The sequence below is a fragment of the Acinetobacter sp. NCu2D-2 genome, assembly GCF_001647675.1.
In the GTDB taxonomy this organism is placed as follows: Bacteria; Pseudomonadota; Gammaproteobacteria; order Pseudomonadales; family Moraxellaceae; genus Acinetobacter.
In genome coordinates this window covers 1,337,275-1,361,393 of the sequence record NZ_CP015594.1, presented here as the reverse complement: position 1 = coordinate 1,361,393, position 24,119 = coordinate 1,337,275, and the positions used below count along the sequence as shown (strand labels likewise).

At 39.6% G+C, this 24,119-nt stretch carries 31 protein-coding genes; 16 read left to right on the top strand and 15 right to left on the bottom strand.

Annotated features, from left to right (window positions below):
- Window positions 1–39: 39 nt before the first annotated feature.
- The 5 genes from eno (at window position 40) to A3K93_RS15055 (ending at window position 4,108) form a co-directional block, all read left to right on the top strand.
- Window positions 40–1,329, top strand: a complete 1,290-nt coding sequence (eno, locus tag A3K93_RS06490) for a phosphopyruvate hydratase (protein WP_067730011.1) — start codon at window positions 40–42, stop codon at window positions 1,327–1,329.
- Between the two features lie 12 nt (window positions 1,330–1,341).
- A complete protein-coding gene (locus A3K93_RS06485; RefSeq protein WP_067730009.1) occupies window positions 1,342–1,728 on the top strand; it encodes a septum formation initiator family protein in 387 nt (128 codons plus the stop codon).
- Entirely contained in the window at window positions 1,697–2,413 is a 717-nt protein-coding gene (ispD, locus tag A3K93_RS06480; RefSeq protein ID WP_067730007.1) for a 2-C-methyl-D-erythritol 4-phosphate cytidylyltransferase, read from the top strand. Before A3K93_RS06485 ends, ispD begins: the two co-directional genes overlap by 32 nt.
- Window positions 2,414–2,509: 96 nt before the next feature.
- Window positions 2,510–3,646 carry a rod shape-determining protein RodA gene (gene rodA / locus A3K93_RS06475; RefSeq protein WP_067730005.1) on the top strand — a complete coding sequence of 379 codons (1,137 nt, stop codon included), beginning with the start codon at window positions 2,510–2,512 and terminating at the stop codon, window positions 3,644–3,646.
- A 93-nt stretch (window positions 3,647–3,739) separates the two neighbouring features.
- Window positions 3,740–4,108 carry a hypothetical protein gene (locus A3K93_RS15055; protein WP_227509887.1) on the top strand — a complete coding sequence of 123 codons (369 nt, stop codon included), beginning with the start codon at window positions 3,740–3,742 and terminating at the stop codon, window positions 4,106–4,108.
- A gap of 2 nt (window positions 4,109–4,110) precedes the next feature.
- Here A3K93_RS15055 and A3K93_RS06465 read toward each other — a convergent pair whose 3' ends face one another.
- The 11 genes from A3K93_RS06465 to A3K93_RS06415 all read right to left on the bottom strand — a co-directional run bounded on the left by A3K93_RS06465 (window position 4,111) and on the right by A3K93_RS06415 (window position 12,352).
- Window positions 4,111–4,410 carry a hypothetical protein gene (locus A3K93_RS06465; RefSeq protein WP_067730003.1) on the bottom strand — a complete coding sequence of 100 codons (300 nt, stop codon included), beginning with the start codon at window positions 4,408–4,410 and terminating at the stop codon, window positions 4,111–4,113.
- 102 nt (window positions 4,411–4,512) lie between these two features.
- Entirely contained in the window at window positions 4,513–4,815 is a 303-nt protein-coding gene (locus A3K93_RS06460) for a cyd operon YbgE family protein (protein WP_067730001.1), read from the bottom strand.
- Between the two features lie 3 nt (window positions 4,816–4,818).
- The gene (gene cydX / locus A3K93_RS06455) at window positions 4,819–4,920 is read right to left on the bottom strand and encodes a cytochrome bd-I oxidase subunit CydX (protein ID WP_002120988.1); all 102 of its coding nucleotides are present in this window, start codon (window positions 4,918–4,920) and stop codon (window positions 4,819–4,821) included.
- Between the two features lie 25 nt (window positions 4,921–4,945).
- On the bottom strand, window positions 4,946–6,091 hold the full coding sequence (gene cydB / locus A3K93_RS06450) for a cytochrome d ubiquinol oxidase subunit II (protein WP_067729999.1): 1,146 nt from the start codon (window positions 6,089–6,091) through the stop codon (window positions 4,946–4,948).
- Window positions 6,088–7,674: a cytochrome ubiquinol oxidase subunit I gene (locus tag A3K93_RS06445; protein WP_067729997.1), complete on the bottom strand. Its 1,587-nt coding sequence runs from the start codon at window positions 7,672–7,674 to the stop codon at window positions 6,088–6,090. Before A3K93_RS06445 ends, cydB begins: the two co-directional genes overlap by 4 nt.
- Window positions 7,674–7,865 (bottom strand): cytochrome oxidase putative small subunit CydP, encoded by a 192-nt coding sequence (gene cydP / locus A3K93_RS06440; protein ID WP_067729995.1) that lies wholly within the window; start codon window positions 7,863–7,865, stop codon window positions 7,674–7,676. Before cydP ends, A3K93_RS06445 begins: the two co-directional genes overlap by 1 nt.
- Window positions 7,866–8,195: 330 nt before the next feature.
- The gene (locus A3K93_RS06435) at window positions 8,196–9,251 is read right to left on the bottom strand and encodes a porin (protein ID WP_067729993.1); all 1,056 of its coding nucleotides are present in this window, start codon (window positions 9,249–9,251) and stop codon (window positions 8,196–8,198) included.
- A gap of 298 nt (window positions 9,252–9,549) precedes the next feature.
- Window positions 9,550–9,963: an HIT family protein gene (locus A3K93_RS06430; RefSeq protein WP_067729991.1), complete on the bottom strand. Its 414-nt coding sequence runs from the start codon at window positions 9,961–9,963 to the stop codon at window positions 9,550–9,552.
- A 30-nt stretch (window positions 9,964–9,993) separates the two neighbouring features.
- Window positions 9,994–10,260 carry a YARHG domain-containing protein gene (locus A3K93_RS06425; protein ID WP_067729989.1) on the bottom strand — a complete coding sequence of 89 codons (267 nt, stop codon included), beginning with the start codon at window positions 10,258–10,260 and terminating at the stop codon, window positions 9,994–9,996.
- Window positions 10,261–10,342: 82 nt separating this feature from the next.
- Window positions 10,343–11,215: an NAD(P)-dependent oxidoreductase gene (locus A3K93_RS06420; protein ID WP_067729987.1), complete on the bottom strand. Its 873-nt coding sequence runs from the start codon at window positions 11,213–11,215 to the stop codon at window positions 10,343–10,345.
- Window positions 11,216–11,248: 33 nt separating this feature from the next.
- Entirely contained in the window at window positions 11,249–12,352 is a 1,104-nt protein-coding gene (locus A3K93_RS06415) for an alpha/beta fold hydrolase (RefSeq protein WP_067729985.1), read from the bottom strand.
- A 142-nt stretch (window positions 12,353–12,494) separates the two neighbouring features.
- Between A3K93_RS06415 and A3K93_RS06410 the strand changes: the two genes are divergently transcribed.
- The 9 genes from A3K93_RS06410 to trpB all read left to right on the top strand — a co-directional run bounded on the left by A3K93_RS06410 (window position 12,495) and on the right by trpB (window position 20,228).
- Window positions 12,495–13,682 carry an O-succinylhomoserine sulfhydrylase gene (locus tag A3K93_RS06410; protein ID WP_067729983.1) on the top strand — a complete coding sequence of 396 codons (1,188 nt, stop codon included), beginning with the start codon at window positions 12,495–12,497 and terminating at the stop codon, window positions 13,680–13,682.
- A 28-nt stretch (window positions 13,683–13,710) separates the two neighbouring features.
- Window positions 13,711–14,040, top strand: a complete 330-nt coding sequence (locus A3K93_RS06405; RefSeq protein WP_067729981.1) for a YbaB/EbfC family nucleoid-associated protein — start codon at window positions 13,711–13,713, stop codon at window positions 14,038–14,040.
- A gap of 13 nt (window positions 14,041–14,053) precedes the next feature.
- Window positions 14,054–14,650: a recombination mediator RecR gene (gene recR / locus A3K93_RS06400; protein ID WP_067729979.1), complete on the top strand. Its 597-nt coding sequence runs from the start codon at window positions 14,054–14,056 to the stop codon at window positions 14,648–14,650.
- Window positions 14,651–14,826: 176 nt separating this feature from the next.
- Entirely contained in the window at window positions 14,827–15,975 is a 1,149-nt protein-coding gene (locus A3K93_RS06395; RefSeq protein WP_067729978.1) for a ribonuclease D, read from the top strand.
- Window positions 15,976–16,098: 123 nt separating this feature from the next.
- Window positions 16,099–16,404, top strand: a complete 306-nt coding sequence (locus A3K93_RS06390; protein WP_067729976.1) for a YcgL domain-containing protein — start codon at window positions 16,099–16,101, stop codon at window positions 16,402–16,404.
- A gap of 21 nt (window positions 16,405–16,425) precedes the next feature.
- Complete coding sequence (locus tag A3K93_RS06385) at window positions 16,426–16,809, top strand: hypothetical protein (RefSeq protein WP_067729974.1); 384 nt, start codon at window positions 16,426–16,428, stop codon at window positions 16,807–16,809.
- Window positions 16,810–16,830: 21 nt separating this feature from the next.
- On the top strand, window positions 16,831–17,682 hold the full coding sequence (locus A3K93_RS06380; protein ID WP_067729972.1) for an AAA family ATPase: 852 nt from the start codon (window positions 16,831–16,833) through the stop codon (window positions 17,680–17,682).
- A 13-nt stretch (window positions 17,683–17,695) separates the two neighbouring features.
- On the top strand, window positions 17,696–18,883 hold the full coding sequence (locus A3K93_RS06375; protein ID WP_067729970.1) for a vWA domain-containing protein: 1,188 nt from the start codon (window positions 17,696–17,698) through the stop codon (window positions 18,881–18,883).
- A 136-nt stretch (window positions 18,884–19,019) separates the two neighbouring features.
- Window positions 19,020–20,228 carry a tryptophan synthase subunit beta gene (trpB, locus tag A3K93_RS06370; RefSeq protein ID WP_067729968.1) on the top strand — a complete coding sequence of 403 codons (1,209 nt, stop codon included), beginning with the start codon at window positions 19,020–19,022 and terminating at the stop codon, window positions 20,226–20,228.
- Between the two features lie 114 nt (window positions 20,229–20,342).
- Here trpB and A3K93_RS06365 read toward each other — a convergent pair whose 3' ends face one another.
- From A3K93_RS06365 to A3K93_RS06355, 3 genes are all read right to left on the bottom strand, one after another.
- The gene (locus A3K93_RS06365) at window positions 20,343–20,774 is read right to left on the bottom strand and encodes a CBS domain-containing protein (RefSeq protein ID WP_067729966.1); all 432 of its coding nucleotides are present in this window, start codon (window positions 20,772–20,774) and stop codon (window positions 20,343–20,345) included.
- Between the two features lie 93 nt (window positions 20,775–20,867).
- Window positions 20,868–21,242, bottom strand: a complete 375-nt coding sequence (locus tag A3K93_RS06360) for a DUF2750 domain-containing protein (protein WP_067729964.1) — start codon at window positions 21,240–21,242, stop codon at window positions 20,868–20,870.
- A gap of 149 nt (window positions 21,243–21,391) precedes the next feature.
- Complete coding sequence (locus A3K93_RS06355; RefSeq protein WP_067729962.1) at window positions 21,392–21,625, bottom strand: hypothetical protein; 234 nt, start codon at window positions 21,623–21,625, stop codon at window positions 21,392–21,394.
- A 221-nt stretch (window positions 21,626–21,846) separates the two neighbouring features.
- Between A3K93_RS06355 and A3K93_RS06350 the strand changes: the two genes are divergently transcribed.
- Window positions 21,847–22,206 (top strand): hypothetical protein, encoded by a 360-nt coding sequence (locus A3K93_RS06350; RefSeq protein WP_067729960.1) that lies wholly within the window; start codon window positions 21,847–21,849, stop codon window positions 22,204–22,206.
- A gap of 106 nt (window positions 22,207–22,312) precedes the next feature.
- Window positions 22,313–22,633 carry a hypothetical protein gene (locus tag A3K93_RS06345; RefSeq protein ID WP_067729958.1) on the top strand — a complete coding sequence of 107 codons (321 nt, stop codon included), beginning with the start codon at window positions 22,313–22,315 and terminating at the stop codon, window positions 22,631–22,633.
- Here A3K93_RS06345 and A3K93_RS06340 read toward each other — a convergent pair whose 3' ends face one another.
- On the bottom strand, window positions 22,634–24,106 hold the full coding sequence (locus tag A3K93_RS06340; RefSeq protein WP_227509886.1) for a M16 family metallopeptidase: 1,473 nt from the start codon (window positions 24,104–24,106) through the stop codon (window positions 22,634–22,636). It lies immediately after the preceding gene.
- Window positions 24,107–24,119 lie beyond the last annotated feature (13 nt).

The following is a 24,119-nucleotide window of genomic DNA, read 5'->3' as shown; positions in this document are numbered from 1 at the left end:
TTTAAACCGCAGCTCTTTTAATTAACTGAGGAATTGTTCATGAGCCAAATCGTTGACATTCGTGCACGTGAAATTTTGGACTCTCGTGGTAACCCTACCATCGAAGCAGACGTAATCTTAGCATCTGGCGTAGTTGGCCGTGCATGTGCACCATCTGGTGCTTCAACTGGTTCTCGTGAAGCTTTAGAACTTCGTGATGGCGACAAAGCGCGTTATTTAGGTAAAGGCGTTAAAACAGCGGTTAACAATGTAAACACTGTAATCCGTGATGCTTTACTTGGTAAATCAGTATTCGAACAAAAAGACATTGATAACACAATGATCGCGCTTGACGGTACTGAAAATAAAGAAAAACTAGGTGCGAACGCAACTCTAGCAGTATCTTTAGCTGCTGCGCGTGCTGCTGCTGATGAAAAGAAAATTCCTCTTTTCCAATACATCGCAGACCTTCGTAACAACAGCATTTTAACCATGCCTGTTCCAATGATGAACATCTTGAACGGTGGTGCTCACGCAGACAACACTGTTGATATTCAAGAATTCATGATTGAGCCTGTTGGTTTCACTTCATTCTCTGAAGCACTTCGTGCCGGTGCCGAAATTTTCCATTCTTTAAAATCAGTTTTGAAGAAACAAGGTTTAAATACTGCAGTAGGTGATGAAGGTGGTTTCGCGCCAAACCTACGTTCTAATGAAGAAGCAATCACTGTGATCCTTTCTGCAATTGAGCAAACAGGTTACAAAGCAGGTTCTGACATCATGTTGGCACTTGACTGCGCATCTTCAGAATTCTACAAAGATGGTCAATACATCCTTGCAGGTGAAGGCAACAAAGCATTCACAAGCAACCAATTCGCTGACTACCTTGCAGGTCTTGTTAAGCAATATCCAATTATCTCAATTGAAGATGGTTTGGACGAATCTGATTGGGAAGGTTGGTCTTACCTGACTTCTATTCTTGGCGACAAGATTCAATTGGTTGGGGATGATTTGTTCGTTACAAATCCGAAGATCCTTCAACGTGGTATCAACGAAAAAGTTGGTAACTCAATCCTGATCAAGTACAACCAAATCGGTACATTGACTGAAACTTTAGATGCGATCTATCTTGCGAAAGCAAATGGTTACTCTACTGTTATTTCTCACCGTTCTGGCGAAACTGAAGATTCTACAATTGCAGATCTTGCAGTCGGTACTGGTGCAGGTCAAATCAAAACTGGTTCACTTTGCCGTTCTGACCGTGTAGCGAAATATAACCAATTACTTCGTATTGAAGAATTGACTAAAGCTGCATATCGCGGTAAAGCTGAGTTCAAAGGTTTGAACTAAGCACGCATGTTTATGTTAGATGTATTCGACTCCAAAGCGAGTAAAGTACTGTTGGGCCTTGCGATCTTTTTGATCGCAGGGTTTCAATATTTATACTGGTTTGGTGAAGGTGGTTATCAAGATCATCAGAAACTGGCACAGAAAATTCAACAGCAAGTTGAGCTAAATCAAGACCTAAAAGAGCGTAATCGCGTTCTTGCGGCTGAAGTGTATGATCTTAAAAATGGGGTTGAAGCCATCGAAGAACACGCACGATTGGACCTCGGTCTGATTAAACCACACGAAACATTCTTACAAATGAGTACCATCAGTACTCAATATAGTCCTATTTATTTAAATCCGAATTCTAAAGTCGATTTACGTACCAATGAGTCTGCTGATGAACCAACAACCCCATAAATTATGGGCCATTATTCCTGCAGCAGGTTCGGGAAGTCGCTTCTCTAAAACTGAACTCAAACAATATCAAATGATTCAGGAACAAACGGTTCTTGAGCATACGATTGCACGTCTGACTCAATTGCCTTTAATGGGTTATGTGCTGGCGATTGGTCAGCAAGATCATGTCGCTCAAACACTTCCTTTGAAAAATATCGAAAAGGCACATTTCTGTCAGGGTGGTGCTGAACGGGTACATTCAGTTTTAAATGCACTGAATTATTTATCTGAAATTGCATCATCAGATGATTGGGTATTTGTGCATGATGCTGCACGACCTTGTGTAAGTCTTGAGTGTCTTCAAGCCTTGGTTGAGACTGCAACGACACACAATCAGGCTGCTATTCTCGCAATTCCAGTTCGAGATACATTAAAGCGCGTTGTAGAAGGTCACGACATTCAAGAAACAGTTGACCGTTCAACATTATGGCAAGCGCAAACGCCACAAATGGCGAAGCTGGGAACATTAAAGCGAGCAATTGAGCAGGCTTTGACAGATGGTGCTACCATTACCGATGAAGCCTCAGCACTTGAACATATTGGCGAAAAAGTTGTTGTGGTGAATGGTCGTTCGGACAATATTAAAATTACCTATCCTGAAGACTTAGAGTTAGCAAAACTGATTCTCACTGCGCAAGCAATTTAAAAACCAAAACTACAGAATTAATTGAGACATTGTGCTCAATTCAAGTGTTCTTTCACTTATAATTTCGCTATTGTTAATTTAAATAGTTTTCAGCGAATGATACCTTCACAGCAGTATCGTTTTTTACGACAATCCGCACGAGATGGATTGAGTATTAAACACGATTCTTCAAAGTGGACCAAGCTGCACCTTGATCCGTGGTTGCTCTGTTTTTTGTTATTGAATGCAGCATTGGGTTTGATGGTGGTTTATAGTGCGACCTCTGAAAACTCAGGCATGGTGGTGCGCCAAGCGATCAGTTTTGGTGTTGGGTTCATTGTTATGTTCCTGTGCGCTCAAGTTCCTCCGAAGGTCTATCAGGCGATTAGTCCATACTTTTACTTGTTCGGTATTTTTATGCTGTTACTGGTATTTGTGATTGGTGAAACGCGCTTGGGTGCAAAACGTTGGATCACGTTGCCAGGTATTGGCAGTATGCAGCCAAGTGAAGTCATGAAGTTTGCGATGCCACTGATGATGGCATGGTATTTTTCGCAGCGTCCATTTCCGCCTAAACTCATCCATATTTTTGTTGCCTTGATATTATTGGGTGTGCCGTTTGTACTGGTGGCATTACAGCCCGACTTAAATATTGGTTTGATTATTCCGGGTATTTTTGTACTGTTCTTAAGTGGTATGTCTTGGCGTCTTATTATTGGGGCATTGACAGTATTTGCACTGGCTGTACCGCTGTTATGGATGTTCTTATTACAGGAATATCAAAAGAAACGTATTTTAACTTTGTTCGATCCCGAATCTGATGCTTTGGGTGCGGGATGGAATATTATTCAGTCCAAAATTGCCATTGGTTCAGGTGGAGTGACTGGTAAAGGTTACTCGAATGGTACCCAGTCGCATTTGGGTTATCTGCCAGAGCACCATACTGACTTTATCATGTCAACTTATGCAGAAGAATTTGGCTTTATTGGTGTATTTTTACTCTTCAGTTTGTTTGCTGCAATTATTATTCGTTGCCTGATTATTGGTATGCAAAGTTTTCATAACTTTGGGCGTTTATATGCAGGTGCTATGGGATTAACGTTCTTCTTCTTCGTGTTCTTAAATTCAGGCATGGTCAGTGGGATTTTACCTGTAACAGGTGACCCATTACCGCTTATGAGTTATGGAGGAACGGCAGTAATTTCGATGCTGGCAGGCATGGGGATTGTTATGTCGATTCATACTCATCGATAGAATATTGATTAAAAAAGCCAGCATCTGCTGGCTTTTTTAATGCATAGTGATGTGTTATAAATCAATCAATAAGCAAGAATTTAGGATGTTAAAATGAAGACAATATGGGGTGTGCTGATGGTTTTCATCAGTCAAAATCTATGGGCGGCACCGCTGACAACAGAACAATTCAAACAACAAAATAAAGCATATTATGCAGATGCTGAGCTTAAGTTGGCAGATTTAAATGAAGCATTAGATCAGAAACAGCATCCTTCAATTTTGATTAAAAAAGCGTGTAGCTATTCAACATCACTTAAAAATCTCAAAGCTTTTTCCAAAAAGAATCAACATTTGGCGTTTGCACAAGAAGAATATACTTTTGTCAGCCAATTGGATGATGGATTTAATCAGTCATTGGCGGAATTAGGTACGAGCTATGAGACTGGTTGTAAAGCTCAGCTAAAAGCCAAAAAAAATTAAGTCTATTTTTTACGTTTTAGACGGGCTTCTTTGACTTTATTTAAAAGAGGTCCTTTTTGTTCAAGAATTTTATTAATGATGAAATCTCGTGGGAGTACCAAACGTACAGGCATTGGTAAAAGTTCATAAACTTTAGCAATGACAGCACGAATTTCAGCTTCATTGACCAATTTATCTTCCGTTAAGCCAAGCAAACCATCAACCACCAAATGTTCTACTTTGCTGCTATGTTGTTGCCACAAGTCAGCCAAATTGACTTGGCTCATCTGATCTTTTGCTTTATTGAGAAGAATGTTCAGCATGGAATGAAGTCTTATAAAGAAATATTAAGCTAAATATTATCTGAAAATCCAAATATTTACATTAAAAAAGCCCTCGTACGAGGGCTTTTTTGATTGGTGAAGTTAATGCAGGAACCAAGTGTAATAGCCCCATAGCATGAGTGGCCATGAGAGAAATGGACTAAAAATCCATTTCCAAAACCAATGACGGGGAACAAAACCCACACCATGAATAAATCCACCTGAAATACCAATCATGATGTACATGAGTACACTGTGACTATAACTGCCATCTGCATCAAGCATTGCTGCTGGGTGAACGAGAAGAACGGCTGCAAGTGGAAATGCCAACATGCAGGAAATCACCATCGCAAAAGGATTGGATTTTTTTTCATTCAATGGTTTTTCAATTGCAGCGTCATTCATGTTTTATTCCTCATCCAAATCTTGATGATGTTCGATATACAGGGCACTGAGCACACCGGCAAAACATGCCATCAGAATCCCGAGAATCCATGCGAAATACCACATAATTTAGTCTCCTTAAGACACAGCCTTAGTACAGGCTGTGTGAATTCTCTTGAATGTGTTTGTTGGTAACCACTCCCCACATTTTGTAGTAACACCAAGTGGTGTAGCACAAAATTGTTGGTACGAAGATACATGCTGCCACGGTCATCACAGTCAATGTTTTTTGACTCGATACCGCATCCCACATAGTTAAGCTTGAAACAGGATTTAAGCTTGATGGCATGAGGAATGGGAACAAAGCAAAACCTGCAGTTAAGATGGTTCCGATCACAGCCAAACTTGTGCCTAAGAACGTTAATCCTGCTTTTGCTTTAGAGGCTGCAAACACAACAATCAACCCACCTAAAATACCTGCGATTGGTGCGATTTTAGTGATTGGATAAGTCGTATAGTTATTCATCCAACCTGGATTTGCGTCAGTTAAGACTTGTTTTGCAAGTGGGTTAGCTGCTGCATTGGTATCGAAAGGTTGAACCAAGGTATAACCTTGAATGCCACCAAAATACAACCATAGACCTACAACAATAAAGCAAACCAAGTAAACAATGCCCATGATTTGTGTTGCTTTGGCAGACCGTTGACGCAATGCGCCATCAGTACGCAGCATGAGCCATGCACCGCCGTGAGCACAGAGCATAGATAAGCTAACTAAACCACAAACAATTGCAAATGGGTTGAGTAGGGCAAAGAAGCTACCTGTATACATTGAACGTACAGTTTCATCTAAAGTAAATGGTACACCTAAGAACATATTGCCAAATGCCACACCAAAGACTAAGGCAGGTACAGCACCACCGACAGCAAGTCCCCAGTCCCAAGAATTACGCCATTGGGTATTTTCAAGTTTAGATCGATAGTCAAAACCGACAGGTCTTAAGAATAAGGCAAATAAAACGAGAAGAAGTGCCCAGTACATGCCTGAGAAGGCAGTGGCATAGACCATTGGCCATGCAGCGAATAACGCACCACCTGCAGTAATAAACCAAACTTGGTTACCGTCCCAGTGTGGGGCGATGGTATTAATTGCGGCACGACGCTCATCATCTGTTTTACCTACAAATGGCATGATCGCCATTGAGCCCATATCGAAGCCGTCGGTGAGGGCAAAGCCAATGAGGAGTACACCGACCAAGACCCACCAAATGATTTTGAGTAATTCATATTCAATCATGCTTGAATCTCCTCATTTGCCTTTTTAGCTGCTTCAAGTTTTTCAAAATGGTATTTACCTGTATGTAAAGAACTTGGGCCAAGGCGTGAGAATTTAATCATCAGATACATTTCGATGATGAGTAATACTGTATAGAAGGCAGCCAATGCGAGAATTGAACCCATCACATCGCCTGTACTTAAGCTCGATGCGGATAAGTGAGTAGGAAGCACTTCACCAATAGTCCATGGTTGACGACCAGCTTCAGCGACATACCAACCTGTTTGTGCTGCAATCCAAGGGAGAGGTAAGGCAAATAGTGCAAAACGAAGTAACCAAGGTTTATCTTCTGCATTACGTTTTGCGACAGCAAAAGCTGCAAGTACAAACAAGAGCAACATCAAGAAACCAGATGCCACCATGGCACGGAATGACCAGAACAAGCTTGGTACATGTGGAATGGTGTCTTTAGCAGCAGCTTTGATTTGCTCTTCAGACGCATCGACTACATTGGATGTATATTTTTTAAGAAGTAAGCCATAGCCTAAGTCTTTTTGTGTTTCAGCAAATGCAGCTTTAAGTTCTTCCGAATTGTCACCTGCGCGTAATTGTTCAAGTTGTGAATAAGCTACCATACCGTTACGGATACGTGCTTCGTGCTGCTCAATCAGGTCTTTAATCCCCATTACTTGAGTATCAGTAGAGCGAGTGGCAATAATCCCCATGACATATGGAATTTTCACTGCATAATCGGTACGCATGGTGTCTTGATTTGGGAAACCAAACAAGGTGAAAGCAGCTGGTGCAGGTTCTGTTTCCCATTCAGCTTCAATCGCAGCAAGTTTAGTTTTTTGTACGTCACCAATTTCATAACCTGATTCATCACCTAGTAGAATCACTGAAAGTGTGGATGCTAAACCAAAGATGGCTGCAATCGCGAATGAACGGCGAGCAAAAGGTAAGTCACGTTTTTTGAGTAAGTAGTAACTTGAAATCGCTAATACGAAAATAGCACCCGTTACATAACCGGCTGAAACGGTGTGAACAAATTTGACTTGGGCAACTGGGTTAAAAATCAGTGCACCGAAATCAATTAATTCCATACGCATGGTTTCATAGTTAAATGCAGAACCAACTGGGTTTTGCATCCAACCGTTGGCAACCAAAATCCAAAGTGCAGACATATTTGAACCGAGTGCAACTAACCAAGTTACCCCCAAATGTTGAACTTTAGACAGGCGATCCCAGCCAAAGAAGAATAAGCCAATAAATGTTGATTCAAGGAAGAAAGCCATTAAACCTTCAATCGCTAGGGGTGCACCGAAAATATCACCGACATAATGAGAGTAATAAGCCCAGTTGGTACCAAACTGGAATTCCATAGTCAGACCAGTGGTTACACCCAAGGCGAAGTTAATACCGAATAACTTTCCCCAAAACTTGGTCATATCTTTATAAATTTCCTTACCAGAAATCACATAGGTGGTTTCCATAATGGCAAGCAAAAATGCGAGACCTAAAGTTAACGGTACAAATAAAAAGTGATACATCGCGGTCATAGCAAATTGGAACCGCGATAAATCGACCACGCTTTCAGAAATCATCAACGTGTCTCCTTGTTTAAGGGTGTATTGCCTGCAATATGCTCAGCAACTTGAGTGTCAAAATTCTTTGGGATCGTAGGGGCATCAAACCAAATGTTTTTAATTACTAAGAGTAAAGAAACTTTAATAATTAAAATCACAGTAATATCTCGTACTGCTTTTTGGTTTAAATTTTTAGGAACTAAGCTCATAAAATAAGCCTGTTTTTATTGCTTGTTTATATTATTAAACAAAACAATAATAAAAATAAATAGACGGCACAGTTTAAACAAATATATATTTTTAAGTTATTGATTTAATAAGATAAATAATGATTGTTTGATGATAATTATTATCATTTATTCATTCGTCTTATAATAATTTATCTTATTTTAAAGTTGACTAAATTACTTATATTTAATACCTGATTAAAATGGTTGGAATATAATTATAATAATATTTAATCTTGATTGTTTTACTTGGTTTTAAATATTGAATAAAAAAGGACATCAAAATGGTGTCCTTGTTAAAATCTTTTTAAGTTAAAAGTCGTAGCGGAAACCTAGTGATAATGCAGTTGCATTTTCTCCTGTAGCACCTGAAATTTGTGCACTACGACCTTCTTTCCATGGTGTTAAATTTGCATTGTCATCATTGAGCATGGTTGCCAAATTTGCATAAAGGCGTACGTCTTTATCGAGTCGATGTTCTACACCAATTGCGATTAAACTTGAGTTTGCATCATCAATGTCGACATCACGGTAAAAGTATTCTCCACGCAGTGTGGTTTTAGGTGCCAATTTATATTCACCTGCAACGCCGTAGATGGATGCATTTTGATCTTCGTTATTGACTTTGGAGTGTTGATAGAGCGCACCAAGCTTGAATTGCTCTGAGATGTCATATGCGCCAGCAACACGAATTGCATGACGTGCTTTCGCTTCAATTGAGTTTTCTTCATATTTCTCATAAGCAACAGCAATATCGCTAGGACCATTTTTATAGGTGAGTGCAAGATCATAGGCTTTGTTGTCATCTTGATCTGATCCGTCTGCATCTTTAGCAATACCCGTTGCTGAATGCATGGATACAGCAGCGGCGACATTAAATCCACCAGCAAAGTTTGGAGATTTATATTCAATGGTATTTTCATTGCGTTCATCGAACTTTTGATTACCTACACGGGTGACATTACGCACATCACCCACCATATCTCCAAAGTAATTCACGGGATTTCGAGCCACTTTAAACGGACTATCGAAGCGTCCAACTTTCACCTGTCCAAAATTACCTTTGAGACCAACAAAGGTGTCGCGTGTCGCAAAATCAACACCTTTAGAATCTTTGCTTGCGGAAGCAAAATTAATTTCCTGTTCAATTTGTCCAAACACGGTCATATCATTTTCAAGTTGGTGTTCAGCTTTAAAACCAATACGTGATGAATTTGAAGATAGGTTGACATCGCGATACTCTTGACCATCATCTAAATAATCCAGTGAAACATGCGCGCGTCCATAAATTTTTACATCTGCAGCAGATGCAAGGATGGGTGTGAATACGGTTGCCCCAAGCGTAAATGCGATAAAGGTTTTTTTCATTGTGTGCTCCAATAAAGACTTCGGTGGTCTTGAATCTCTGTAGTGACGTTGATCGCTACATCTCTATTGGTGCTCAGTATTGATGATGAATAAGACAGTATGGTTAAAGAAATATTTCAATAAAATTAAATATAATCAAAATGTTAATTTATTAACTTTGTCGTTTATTGGTCATGTTGTTGTCATAAAAACATGCAGCATTGAATATGAGTGACAATCAATGAATTTGCGTTAGAAAAATAAATGGATACATAAATAAAAAGGAGCCGAGGCTCCTTTTATAAATCAGTTGAGAAAATTAAAGTGCTGCTTTGATTTTTTCAGCAAGCACTTTAATTTTGTCTTGGTCACCCATTTGTGCGGCATGTTTACCAAGTTCATGAATAGAGCTTGGAATTAAATGGAAATGCACATGAGGAACAGTTTGACCGGCTGCAGCACCTGAAAGTTGCATTAACACAATGCCTTCAGCACCTAAGGCTTTTTCAATGGCTTTCGCCACTTTTTGCACGATTTGAATGGTATAAGCCGCAGCTTCAGGAGCTAAATCAAGTAAGGTCACTGCAGGTGTTTTTGGAATCACCAAAGTGTGACCCTCTGCCTGAGGCATGATGTCCATAAATGCAAGAACTTGATCATCTTCATAGACTTTAATTGCAGGGAGTTCACCACGCAAAATTCTTGCAAAAATATTCTGATCATCATATGTCATGATTTATTCCTTGAATGTTTTGAACACGTATTATTTACAGTTCAATTCTTTCTGACGTTGTTTAATCTCGTCAAGCTTTTGTTTCTCTTTTTCATTGAATTTCGGGTTTGGTGTGCGACATTCATCATTGAATTTCGCTTTTGCTTCAGGGTCTTTAAAGCAGAAGCCTTTCGCTGCATAGATGATGTCATGCTCATTTTTTAACTTTTTGCATTCTTGTTCAGATGCAAAAACCGTAGTTGAAGCCCCAAACAAAGTCGCTAGACTCATTACAGCTGCAACAGAAAATTTGTTCATGAGAGTTCCTTTAAATGTTCACTTCATGTGCCTATTTACACACAATATTGCGGTTTAATTATGATTATTCAATGGCGAGATATTACTCAAGTGTGATTTTACTCCATGATTCATACATTTTGACAGCACTTGAAAAATCAACAACATTATCCGATGAAGCGTTTGCTGCTTGAATCATATTTCGTGCAGTAGCCAGTACCGGTGTTGCAAGTTTGGCTTCACGGGCAAGATCTAAAGCAATGCCTGTATCCTTAGCAAGAAGTGGCAGGGCAAAGGTTACAGGAAATTCACGAGTAAGCACTCGTTGTGGGAAAATCGTTTCTGTCACCATGCTTTTACCACTCGAAGCATTGATACAATCTAAGGCTTCACTCAGTTCAACTCCATGTGCTTTAAGCGTGGTAAAGCCTTCAGCAACGGCACATAAATTTACAGCCATTAACATATTGTTGACCGCTTTAACTGCAAAACCAGCGCCAGATTCACCGACATGCTTAATCAAACCACCAAATGCCTGAATCGCAGGCAGTGCTTTTTGGAATGCTGCAGCATCACCACCAATCATGACAGTGAGTGTGCCTTTTTCTGCACCAATGGTTTGACCACTGACAGGTGCATCAAGGAAATAGACGCCGTCTTTTTTGAGTTGTTGAGCCAATTTTTTAGCAGATTCGGGAACACCACTGGTGCAATCTACCCAAATACTGCCTGATTTTAATTGAAGATCCGCCAGTAATTGCTCAACATCTGCACTTGTGGGTAAGCATGAAAAAATCACATCGGCTTGAACGGCATCTTGTAAAGAAACAGCTTGCGTACCGTACATTGCAGCATGTTGTTTAGCTTTTGCAAAATTACGGTTCCACACCAGAACTTGTTCAAAATGTTTAGGGAGATGCGCTGCCATGCGATAACCCATTGCCCCTAAACCAATAAATGCGACAGATTGAATCATGTCATACCCTCAAATTTTTAGTACAGTGTGTTTTTATTCAACGTGATCTATACGTGTAGAGCGTTGAGATAGCCATGTGGTCATTTTCGGCCAAAAGGTATTGGCAGATTTTTGATTAGACATCAAACCTAAATGCCCACCTGGAATCTGAGTAAACGTGACATCACGACTGTTTGTCAATTCGATCAAAGGTTTAGCTGCTTCTTCTGTCACAATTTGATCTGATAAACCTGCACCAACCAATAAAGAACAGTGAATATTTTTCAGTTCTACGGTGGTATCACCTAAAGTGATTGAGCCATGTTTAAGCGGGTTTTGTAGCCAAAGGTGCAAGACCATGTCCTGATTAATGCCACCCGGATAATCAATCATACGATTTAAAAATTGTCCCATGGTTGCATGTTCATACACGTGTTCAGGTTTGTCTAAATTAAACAGGAACTGCTTCTGGCTTTTGAACCAACCGACAGGATCAAGCAGTTTGAAACCGAGCGCATTTAAAATACCTGGGGTATGGATATACTGTTTCGGAATTTGTCCATTATGGATCAATTGCTGAATTGAGGTATTTTTTGAGATCAGTTGACTGGTAGTTTCAAAAAGTTTACCTACACGGCCTGAAGCATAACTGTCGATTGGACTGCCAACCACGATTAAGTTTTTGATCTGTGATGGATTGTGAAGCGCGGTATACAGCGTCACAAAAATCCCCGCCATACTCCAGCCATGCAATGAAATTTGCTCGCTACCCGAATGCTGACAGATTTGGGTTATACATTTAGGAATCGCATCATCGATAAACGACATAAAATTCAGTTCACGATGTTTGTAGTTCAGCTTATTCCATTCAACTAAGTAGACATCAAATCCACTGTGCTGATAGTGTTTTACTAAAGAACGATAAGGATATAAGTCATAAATATCCATATTGATGGCAAGCGGTGCAACAAACACTAAAGGCTCGCGATATTGTTTATTTGGTGAAGCGTAAAAGCGAACTTTACAAAACTCATGTTCAGCAATGTACTCAAAAGGGGTTTGTTGCGATAAGACTAATGAAGACGCATTAAAAATACGTGCGCTCAAATGTTTGAGTTTTTTTTGCTGATGTTGAAAGTTTCGTTTGAATTGATTCATGTGAAAATTTTATCCGTGTCCTTGGAGGATTGATCGAAGTCTAAGCAATATTTGAGTATTATGCCTTGACCTTAAATAGCATAGACGATCAAAATGTTGGCAATTTTTTACAAAAGGCAGTCCATGGGACTGAGTAGACGTAATGAGCCAACAAGACGATATTTCATACCAATTAGAAACGCTAGCGATTCGCACAGGTCATACGCGCAGTTTCGAGGGTGAGCACGCAGAACCAATCTACTTAACATCGTCATTTGTATATGAAAATGCAGCAGAAGCGGCTGCGAAATTCTCAGGTCAAGGACCAGGTAATATCTATTCTCGCTTTACCAACCCAACAGTTGCAATGTTCGAAAAACGTCTTGCAGCTTTGGATGGCGCTGAACGCGCCGTAGCGACCAGTTCAGGTATGGCTGCTATTATGGCAGTGGCAATGGCATATTTGAAAGCCGGTGACCATGTGATTTGTTCACGTGCTGTATTTGGTTCAACTGTATCATTATTTGAAAAATACGTTGGTAAATTCGGTGTTGCAGTCGACTTTGTCGATTTAACCGATTTAGATGCATGGAAAAATGCAGTTAAACCAGAAACTAAATTATTCTTTGTAGAATCTCCATCAAACCCATTGGCTGAAGTAGCAGATATTCAAGCATTGGCAGATATCGCACATGCAAATGGTGCATTATTTGCGATTGATAATAGCTTCTGTACACCTGTATTACAGCAACCAATCAAATTCGGTGCTGACTTGGTGGTGTATTCAGCGACTAAATATTTAGATGGTCAAGGTCGTGCACTTGGTGGTGCAGTCGTGGGTAATCATAAATTACTTGAAGAAGTATTTGGTTACGTGCGTACAACCGGTCCATCAATGAGTCCATTCAATGCATGGGTGTTCTTAAAAGGTTTAGAAACACTTCGTTTACGTATGCGTGAACACTCTGCAAGTGCACAAAAATTGGCTGAATTCTTAAATGCCCATCCAAAAGTGGAAAAAGTGTATTACGCAGGTTTACCTGAACACGTCGGTCACGAACTTGCTGCAAAACAGCAAACTGGCTTCGGTGGGATCGTGTCATTTGAAGTGAAAGGCGGTCGTGAAGGCGCTTGGAAAGTGATTGATAACACAAAATTCATTTCAATTACCGGTAATTTAGGTGATGCTAAATCAACCATTACCCATCCTGCGACCACGACACATGGCAAACTTTCAGCAGAAGCAAAACAAGCTGCAGGTATTTCTGAAGGTTTAATCCGTGTTTCAGTTGGTTTGGAAGAAATCAATGATATTATCGCGGATATTACACGTGGTTTAGACCTTATCTAATTTTTAAAATTTATGTTCGGAGATCTTTATGAACATTAATATGTTAATGCAGCAAGCTCAGCGCATGCAGAAAGAAGCTGAAAATAACATTAAAAAAGCCAAAGAACAGCTTGCTCAAACCGAAGTTCATGCTGAAGCAGGTGGTGGCTTGGTCAAAGTCACTATGACTTGCCGCAATGTGGTGAAGCGTATCGAGATTAATCCTGAACTTCTTCAAGATGATCCAGATATGATTGAAGACTTAATTGCAGCTGCTATGAATGATGCAGCACGTCAAGCAGAAGCTATTTCTGAAGAAAAACTTAAATCAGCAAACTCAGGTATGGGCTTACCACCTGGCTTAGCAGGTATGTTCTAAGGAAGAATGCGCAATGTTTAGTGATCGTTTTGATCAACTGGTTCAAGCATTACGCATTTTGCCAAGCGTTGGGCCGAAATCGGCTCAACGTATGGCCTTGCATATGATCATGAAAAATCGTGAAGGGGCGATTGGCTTGGCGCATGCGCTAACTGAAGCGACCAATTACATTCACGAGTGTTCGGTTTGTCATTCTTTAACGGAAGATGAAATCTGCAATATTTGTGCTTCACATGAGCGTGATGACAGCTTGTTATGCGTGGTTGAATCACCTGCAGATGTCATGGCAATTGAGCAAAGTGGCAGTTTTCGTGGCAAGTACCATGTATTGGGTGGTCATTTATCACCACTTGATGGGATCGGCCCTGAAGAAATCGGCATTCCATATCTATTGCAGCGCTTAAGCCAAGGCAATATTAAGGAAGTGATTCTTGCGACCAATGCAACGGTTGAAGGACAAGCGACTGCACATTATTTGGTTGAAGCAAGTAAGCATCTACCTTTACAAATGACGCGTATTGCTCAAGGTGTCCCACAAGGGGGCGAACTTGAATATGTCGACAGTCATACATTAAGCCAAGCTGTACATAATCGTATGCGCATGAAATAACCATTCCTGTAATGGTTATTTTTACTTATATATAAAAACTATTAATTAAAATAATTTAGCGATTACAAAAATCATAAGTTTCGGAATTTGTTATAAAAATGTGTTAATTTTATAGAAAATTTATATATATCGTTTAAGATAGCTTGTATCGAGCATCTAATTTTAGACTCTGTTTTATGTTTCAGTTTATTCAGCAGCAAAAAGATTTAAATCACGTTTTAAGCCAAATGGATCAAAGTTCTGTCTATGCTTTAGATACAGAATTTATCAAAGTTGACACGCTTTGGCCGAAGTTGGGCGTCTTTCAGATCAATGTCAATAATCAGGTTTATTTGTTGGATGGTACAACGCTTGATTTTTCAGGTTTTTGGCAACGTCTTTTTGGTGCTGAGCAAAATATCTTTCATGCCTGTAGTGAAGATATTGACCTCATTTATCACTATACCCAAAGTAAACATTTGAGTAATGTCTTTGACACTCAAGTGGGGATGTCCTTTTTAGGTCATGGTCTACAAGTCAGTTATCAAAATGCCTTGAAACATATGCTTGATATCGACATCGATAAAGATCAAACTCGCTCTAATTGGCTGGCGCGTCCTTTGAGTGATGAGCAGTTGCTTTATGCTGCAAATGACGTGGAATATCTAGGACAGCTTTCTGACAAAATCAAAGCCGATTTACGTGAAAAGTCGATTTTGGATTTTGTGATTGAAGACTGCAAAAATCTCACCTACGAAATAGGTGCTGAAACACCTGTTGAACAGCTTTATCAAGACATTGGTAATTATCGTCATTCACGCCGTCAACTCATGCAATTACAACAGTTGATGCTTTGGCGCGAACAGATTGTGAAGGCGCTGAATCAACCGCGTAGTTTTATCCTTAAAAATTCAACCATGATTGATTTAGTGGAACGTAATCCCAAAAATATGTTCCAGCTCAGTCAAGCCAAGGATATTCGTACAACAACAGTGCGAGATTATGGCAAGACCATTTTAGATTTACTCAAATTTTTACCAGAACAAAAAGATTGGCCACTGCGTCTAGCTCGTCCAATCCGTCATTCTTCACAAGATATGGGTCAGAAGATTGATGCTTTAATTCAATCTGTTGTAGATGAAACCACAATTCCAAAAGAAGTCTTGCTGCGCAAGAAGTGGATGAATGCCTTGTATCAGCATGTTGTGTTTCATAATGACGAACAAGACTTACCTCAGTACTTATTAGGCTGGCGTTATGAAATGCTGACCTTGCCACTGATTCGACTGTTACGTGAGGATGAATCATATCTGTCTAAGCAAATGAAAGTTACAGATTCGATTTAATTTAAATTGGTTAAAGAAAAGCCAATTATACAAAATCACGACTCATGCGATATGCTTGGTTAATGTATCTGATTTTCTTTTGATGTATCCTTGCCAATGATTTTTTATAAAACCATTTGAAACATGCAAGTATCTATCTACAAATCAAGCAAGAAAGACGAAATGTATCTCTATGTGGCAAGTCCAAGCACTGAAAGTGAAAAAGAGACATTCGAACCTTTAAATGTGTTGCCTGAAGCCGTGCGTACCGCATTTGGTCGTGCAACTTTTGTTATGGATCTTGAATTAAGCGAATCACGTAAACTTGCACGTGCAAATGTATTACATGTGATGGATTCTGTTCAAACAAAAGGCTTTTTCTTGCAAATGCCGCCAGAAGGTTTAATTGACCCGAATGCAGTCGAGCCTGAAGGTCTACGTGGTGCTTAAGCTAAGTTCAGGAGTTGTGCTATGAATGGTTATGTAACTGTATTGGATTCAATTCCTGAGGACACGATTGCCATAGCAGTCTACTTAATTGGTAGCATCATTGCGCTGTTATGCTGGTTTGGCATTACTAAACGTATCCCTAAACCAGTAGGTGGCTTGCTATGGATTATTTTATTTGCAGTTTTGCTCACACCAACGGTTTCTGAAGGTCCTAATTCTTCAATTGCACCTGCTATTTTTGGCTTACTATTTGGTGTTTTAACCAAGGATCAATCTCTGATTTGGATTAATGCGTCACTTATTTTATTTGTCGTAGGTGTTGGTGCATTGTTAGGCTATTGCTGGTCGAATTATCGTTCAAATCAATCAGAATCCGTTTCAAATCGAGAGCGTTCACCGCTGTAGATAAAACAATAAGGTTATGTCATGTCTGTGGATCAACAACACTTTTCAGGTACGGCTCAGTATATTGCAACTGATAGTCTAAAACTTGCGGTCAAAGCTGCACGTAGTTTACAAAAACCACTGTTGGTTAAAGGTGAACCGGGTACAGGTAAAACTCTTTTGGCAGAGCAAGTGGCTGAAAGTTTAGGTTTAAAGTTGATCACATGGCATATCAAATCGACCACAAAAGCACAGCAAGGGCTTTATGAGTACGATGCGGTTTCACGTTTACGTGATAGTCAATTGGGTGATGACCGTGTGTACGATATTAAAAACTACATCAAGCCAGGCAAGCTTTGGGAAGCATTTACCAGTGAAGAGCGCTGTGTATTATTAATTGATGAAATTGATAAAGCAGATATAGAGTTCCCGAACGATCTTTTGCATGAACTCGACAAAATGTCGTTTTATGTTTATGAAACAGGCGAGACCATTACTGCTAAACAGCGCCCAATCGTTATCATCACTTCAAATAATGAAAAAGAATTGCCAGATGCGTTCTTACGCCGTTGTTTCTTCCATTATATTGAATTCCCTGATGAAGCGACCATGCGTGAAATTATCGATGTACATTTCGAAAATATTTCAGCAACGTTGGTCTCTGAAGCTTTACAAATATTCTTTAAATTGCGCCAAATCCCTGGGCTTAAAAAGCCACCATCAACTTCAGAGCTGATCGACTGGCTAAGCCTACTGATGGCAGATGATATGCCTGAAGATGTACTGCGTAACGCGGATAAATCAAAAGCCATCCCGCCACTCTATGGTGCGTTGATTAAAAACGAGCAAGATGTGCAATTGCTCGAACGTCTAGCATTTATGACCCGTCGATAAGGGAGAAACACGCATGTTTGTGCGCTTGTTTTATACCTTAAGAAAATACGGTGTACCGGTTTCTACCCGTGAACTGATTGATCTGAATCAAGCCGTTGCTGCGGGTCTAGTTTTTGCCGATCAAGATGAATTTTATCAATTGACCAAAACCGTGATGGTCAAGGATGAACGCTATTTCGATAAGTTTGACCGTGCCATGAAAGATTACTTCGATGGCATTCAAACTTTTGATATCGATGAACTCCTCAATCAAGTCCATAAATTACCCAAAGACTGGTTTGATCTCGAACTACTTGAAAAGCATCTAACGCCTGAACAGCGCGAAGAACTCAAAAAAGCAGGTTCACTTGAAGAACTGGTGAAAATGTTGGAAGAGCGTTTACGCGAACAGCATAAAAAACATCAGGGCGGAAATAAGATGATCGGTACAGGCGGAACATCGCCGTTTGGTGCTTTTGGTGATCATCCTGAAGGTGTTCGTATTGGTGGTCCGGGTCGTAAACGTTCTGCCGTGAAAGTCTGGGAACAACGTCAATATCGTAATTTAGATGACGACCAAATCTTAGGAAGTCGCCAAATGCAGATGGCATTACGCCGTCTACGTAAATTTGCCCGTCAAGGTGCTGCCGAAGAACTGGATATTGATGGCACGATTCGTGAAACAGCTAAGCAAGGCATCTTGGATGTTCAGCTTGTGCCTGAACGCCGTAACCGCATTAAAGTGTTGATGCTGTTTGATGTGGGTGGTTCCATGGATGCGCATATCGCTCAGTGTGAAAAACTTTTTAGCGCGGCCAAAACTGAATTTAAAACGCTTGAATATTTTTATTTCCACAACTGTTTATATGACTATGTATGGAAAGACAATGTGCGTCGCTCCAGCTCACGTATGAATACGTGGGATTTATTCAATACCTATGGTCGCGATTACCGTGTAATTGTTGTAGGTGATGCGAGCATGGCGCCGTATGAATTAAATTCTGTCGGTGGTTCTGTTGAATATATGAATGATGAAGCTGGGCATGTATGGCTACAACGCTTACGTCAACACTTCGATAAAACGGCGTGGTTAAACCCTGAAGAAGATAATTATTGGCACTATACCCAGACCATTGGCTTGATTAAGCAAATCTTTGAAGATCATATGTACCCAATGACCTTAAAAGGTGTCGAGGATATGACCAAGTATTTGGCGCGTTAATCAATCAAACGGTACAAATGCTAAGTGCATTTTTAAAAAGTCCGATGAAATACGACGAATTATGACTTGCTGAAAAAGTTAATAATTCGCTAGTATCGATTCGGACTTTTTTTATTATAAAAATTTAGGGTAGACGATGTCACATCAAATCAATGGTATTGAATTACCAAATGCAGAGGGTTTCTTCGGTCAATACGGCGGTCAGTTAATTCCACCTGATCTTAAGCAAGCGATGGATGATATTAATGTTGCGTATCAGGAAATTCGTAAAACCGAAGCATTCCAAACTGAACTTAAAGAACTTTTTGCGCATTATGTTGGTCGTCCAAGTCCACTATTCCATGCAAAACGTTTGTCAGATCAATTGGGTGGTGCACAAATCTACTTAAAACGTGAAGACCTCAATCATACAGGCGCACATAAAATTAACCACTGCTTGGGTGAAGCACTACTTGCTAAATACATGGGTAAAACTAAAGTGATTGCTGAAACAGGTGCGGGGCAGCATGGTGTGGCATTGGCAACAGCTTGTGCTTTAGTGGGTATTCCATGTGAAATTCACATGGGGCAAGTGGATATCGAAAAAGAACATCCAAATGTTGTGAAAATGAAAATCTTGGGTGCTAACCTGATTTCAGTTACACGCGGTACAGCAACACTTAAAGATGCAGTGGACAGTGCCTTTGAGGAATATCTTAAAAATCCGAAAGATTATATTTATGCGATTGGTTCAGTAGTTGGGCCACATCCATTCCCAATGATGGTACGTGATTTCCAATCGATTATTGGCGATGAAATTAAAGTACAAACCAATGAGCGTTTCGGTGCAAATCCAGACTATGTCGTGGCATGTGTCGGTGGTGGTTCAAATGCTATGGGTGCATTTACTGCTTTCTTAAATGAAGACAATGTGAAATTGGTTGGTGTAGAGCCAGCAGGCCATGGCCTAGATACTGATATGCACTCGGCGACGTTGACTTTAGGAAAACCAAGTCAAATTCATGGTATGGCATGTTATGTCTTGGAAGATGAACAAGGTCAGCCACTGCCTGTACATTCAATTGCATCAGGTTTGGACTATCCAGGAGTAGGTCCACAGCACAGCTTACTGAAAGATTTAGGTCGAGTCGAATATACTACTGCAACGGATCAAGAATGCTTGGATGCATTTATGACCTTGTCACGTGTTGAAGGGATTGTACCAGCATTAGAAAGCTCACATGCTGTGGCATGGGCAATTCGTGAAGCGCCAAAAATGGATAAAAATGTAAAAATAGTGGTGAACTTATCAGGTCGTGGCGATAAAGACGCAGATTATGTTGCATCGAAGTTAGGCTTGCATTAAGAGCAAAGTGTAGCTGTAAAAAATCCCGATCATCCGTCGGGATTTTTAATGTGTATTGCATGTGTCATTATTTTGTCATTACAAATATAATATTCATGTAAAATTTATTGTAAATTAGCCTGAAATATACTGTTGTAATTGATCAATCAAGTTTTGTTGATCTTTCATGGCTGCCTTAACTAAATCTCCAATTGAGACTAAACCCACTAATTTTCCATCTTCAATCACAGGCAAATGACGCAGGTGTTTGTCGGTCATTAATTTTAAACCATCTTCAATCGGTGTTGATTTGCTCACTGTTAAGACTTTTTCAGTCATAATTTGACTGACCATGGTGTCAAATGAACTACGTTCCATTAGGACAATTTTGCGGGTGTAATCACGTTCAGACAAAATGCCAACCACATTTTCTTCATGGGTGACCACCAGAACACCAATATCTTTTTCAGCCATAATGGTGATGGCTTCTAATACCGTCGCTTCAGGGTGAATGGTATAAATATTCTGAGAAGGTTTGTCGAGTAATACTTGAGCAACTTTAGTCATTTTATATTGTCCTTTCTTTATTATTGATTTTTAACCCACGGTCGAACATGCCATGGGTTAAGTTTTCTTCCTAACTTATAAATACCACGATATTTAAATAAAGTGCAGTGTTTGAGATGAAAAAAAGAATTGCGACATCTGCAACGCAGTCAATTTTACTTTTAATCCTTTTGCTGTGTAGAGCGCAGGGATCACATTTAAGCGTTGTAAGGTGGGTAAGAGTGCATTATTAAAATCTTTGGGATCAATTTTACGCACGGTGTAATTTGGCCAATAGGCCTTAACATAGCGCTCAGCATGTGCTGCACTGAGCCAGAATGGAAAAATAGGGTCATCTTGATGACGTGACATAGCCCAACCATCTTTATATAACCCCCATAGCACACCGCAGTACATCATTGATTTAAATAAACCCACTTTGAGAAATAAATCTTTGGAAATGGGTTTGTAAACAGGACTGACTTGCATGGTGATTTAATATGTATCTTTCTTTAAAAAGGTGACCCATTGTAGGGCTTTTACTGAAAATGAATGTTTAAACTCTGCAAAGAAAAGTAAAAAATCTTGTCAATTATCAATCAATAAGGCTAAAAAAACGCCACCTAGGTGACGTTATTTCATGCTTGCATGGTGGCTAGGTTTTCCCAATATTGCGCTTTTAATGAATCGCGCTCTACACGGAAACCTTGATAGTAAAGTTCAGCTAAAAAAAGCGCTGCTTTACCGTGACCGGCACGTGCGGCATTTTCAAGTTGCGTAACAGCGTCGGCAAAATTCATTTGTGATTGAATTGTATTTACCGCATCAGCATATACGTGTTCTAAGTCGTGCTGAGAGAGTTGTTGCATCATATAAAAACTCCTTAATTTTAATTATGATTACAGGATTAGACCATATGGTCTGATACTAAAATAACAAAGTATTATTAAACTAATATTACAAAATAATGGAATTGTCAACCATTCCTATATTTATCGTGATCTAAATGTTGGTTTACATGATTAAACGGAACACAGATGTAATATTCACTATTATACATATAAAAGATTCCGCTATAAATAAGGAGAGTACAATGACAAGAACACTCGATGGAATTCAATTTGACACTCCGCCAACCGCCGGACAAATTATCGCTTTAGCGCAAAAACACAGTCAGAATATTCATGACGCAATTTTCGAAAAAGATGTGCACCTAGGTAACTTTACCATCGCACAGCGTATAGAGGTGTATCACTTCACGCGTCAACTGGATGTTGAGCAACGCGCACAATTTTATAAAGTCTATAATGATGAATTGGCACGCTTAGCAGAGAAAGATCCTGAACACCCTGAGCATGCTGAAACTGGAGTGAGCGTCTTTGCGATTGCTGTTGTTTTAGCGGTTATTTGTCTGATTCTTTATTTCACTGTCATCCGTACGATGATCTACTAATATTTGAAGTGAATCATTAAGCGGTATTTTCATAACGCAAAGTTTAACATTCTGACTTGAACTTATTGAGACACGCTCATACACTACTTTTAACTTGAGGTAGTGTATGTCTTTGCATATTGATCAAATTAAAGCGTTTTGTTCAAACCTTACGCTAGAAAAAATTTATAACTTTACAATCATCTTTATTGTTGTCATCACAATTGTTTTAGCAACTTTTGCACTGTATCGACCAATTAATGCTGTGCAATTGAAGCATACATTAAATTTGGCACAGCAATACTCATTACCACTTACACAGAACTTTGCAGAAGAATTACTTGTGCAAAAGCAGATTACACGTGGTCAGTATTTAAAGTTAATGCAGGCGTATCAGCAGGAATCTAAACGTGCTAAACAATTGCCGCCTGTGGAACAAGAGTTTTAATTAATTTTTAGTTCTATTTTGAATATTTTGATTTAAACGCTCTAGGAGTTGGTTTTGATCCAACTGTTTAGATGCAATCACAATATTCAGTTTATCTGGATGCCAAAATTTTCTAATCGCGTTTTCTATATCTGTTGTGGTGAGTTGTTGAATGATCTTAGGATATTGGGCAAATTCCTGAAGAGACTCACCATAGAACCCAACATTTGAAATTTTTGCATTGCTACTCGCATTACTGCTGAAGCGCTGTGGAAATGAGCGCAGTAATCCTGCCTTGGTTTCATTGAGTAAAAGCGGATCAATCGGTTGATCTATAAAGTGAATCATTGCTTTATATGCGACATCCAGACTCTCTAAAAGCTGATCTTCCCGTGTGGAATAACTAACTTTAAATAATCCAGGTGCTTTACCAAAATTGACGGCACTGCTGACGCTATAAGTGAGTCCGCGTTTTACCCGCAATTCTTGGGTCAAAATAGAATTAAAGCTGTTATTGCCAAACATACGGTTTGCAACTTCGAGCGCAACGCGTTCAGGAATATTATAGGGTGTTCCGATATGCCCAAAACTGACATAGGCCTGCGTTGCACTGTGTGGAATATGGCGAATCACAAATTTTGTATTTGGGACTGGTTGTGCCAAAGGTTGGGTGGCTTGTCCTTGACGTATCTTTGTTGCCAAGCGCTCAGATAGTTTTTGTGCTTGTGCAAGCGTTAAGTCACCTGTAATCGCTATATTCATATTCTGTGCCACTAGAAATTGGTCACGGAATTTTTTAAGGAGCGTTGTATTGATGCGTCTGTTACTTCCGATTGTTCCTGCTATAGGTTCAGCATACGGATGTTGACCGTAGACAGTGCGATAAAACTGAATATCTCTTAGACGTGTGGGATTTTCTTGAAGCTGCTTTTGTCCAACTTGGGTATTTGATTTAATTAAGCCAATACTTTGTGGTTGAAATTCGGCATGATTAATTAGTTCGATGACGAGATCAAGTGCTTTGTCTATTTTATTCTCATCTGACAAAGAACGTAATTTAATTAAAAATTGGTCGCGCGTTGTTTGTGTAGAAAATTGTGCTCCGGTTTGTTCAAAGATACGATTCACCTGCTCAGGTGTATAACGCTGGGTACCTTCTTTAAGTAGTTTGGCTGCCATATTAGATACGCCATAGAGTCCTTTTTCGACTTCATTGTCTCGAGCAGAGCCAGCGTCAAAGCTCAGCTGGATATCTACCATTGGAATTTCATGTCGTTGAATAAATAAAGCACGTACATTTTGTTTATTATTGAGTTCAATGACTGTAGGAACTTGGATGTCATTATCAAGTGGTGCAGGTTGTAGGCTGTTTAGGCGCTCAATAGCAACTATGTGAGATGTATCTTCATTGAATTCGGTATCAAAATCAAAGTCGTCATCTGCATAACTATGTGCAGCAGCGAATAACATCAGCAAAAGAGAGAGTTTATACATAGTCAGTGTCATC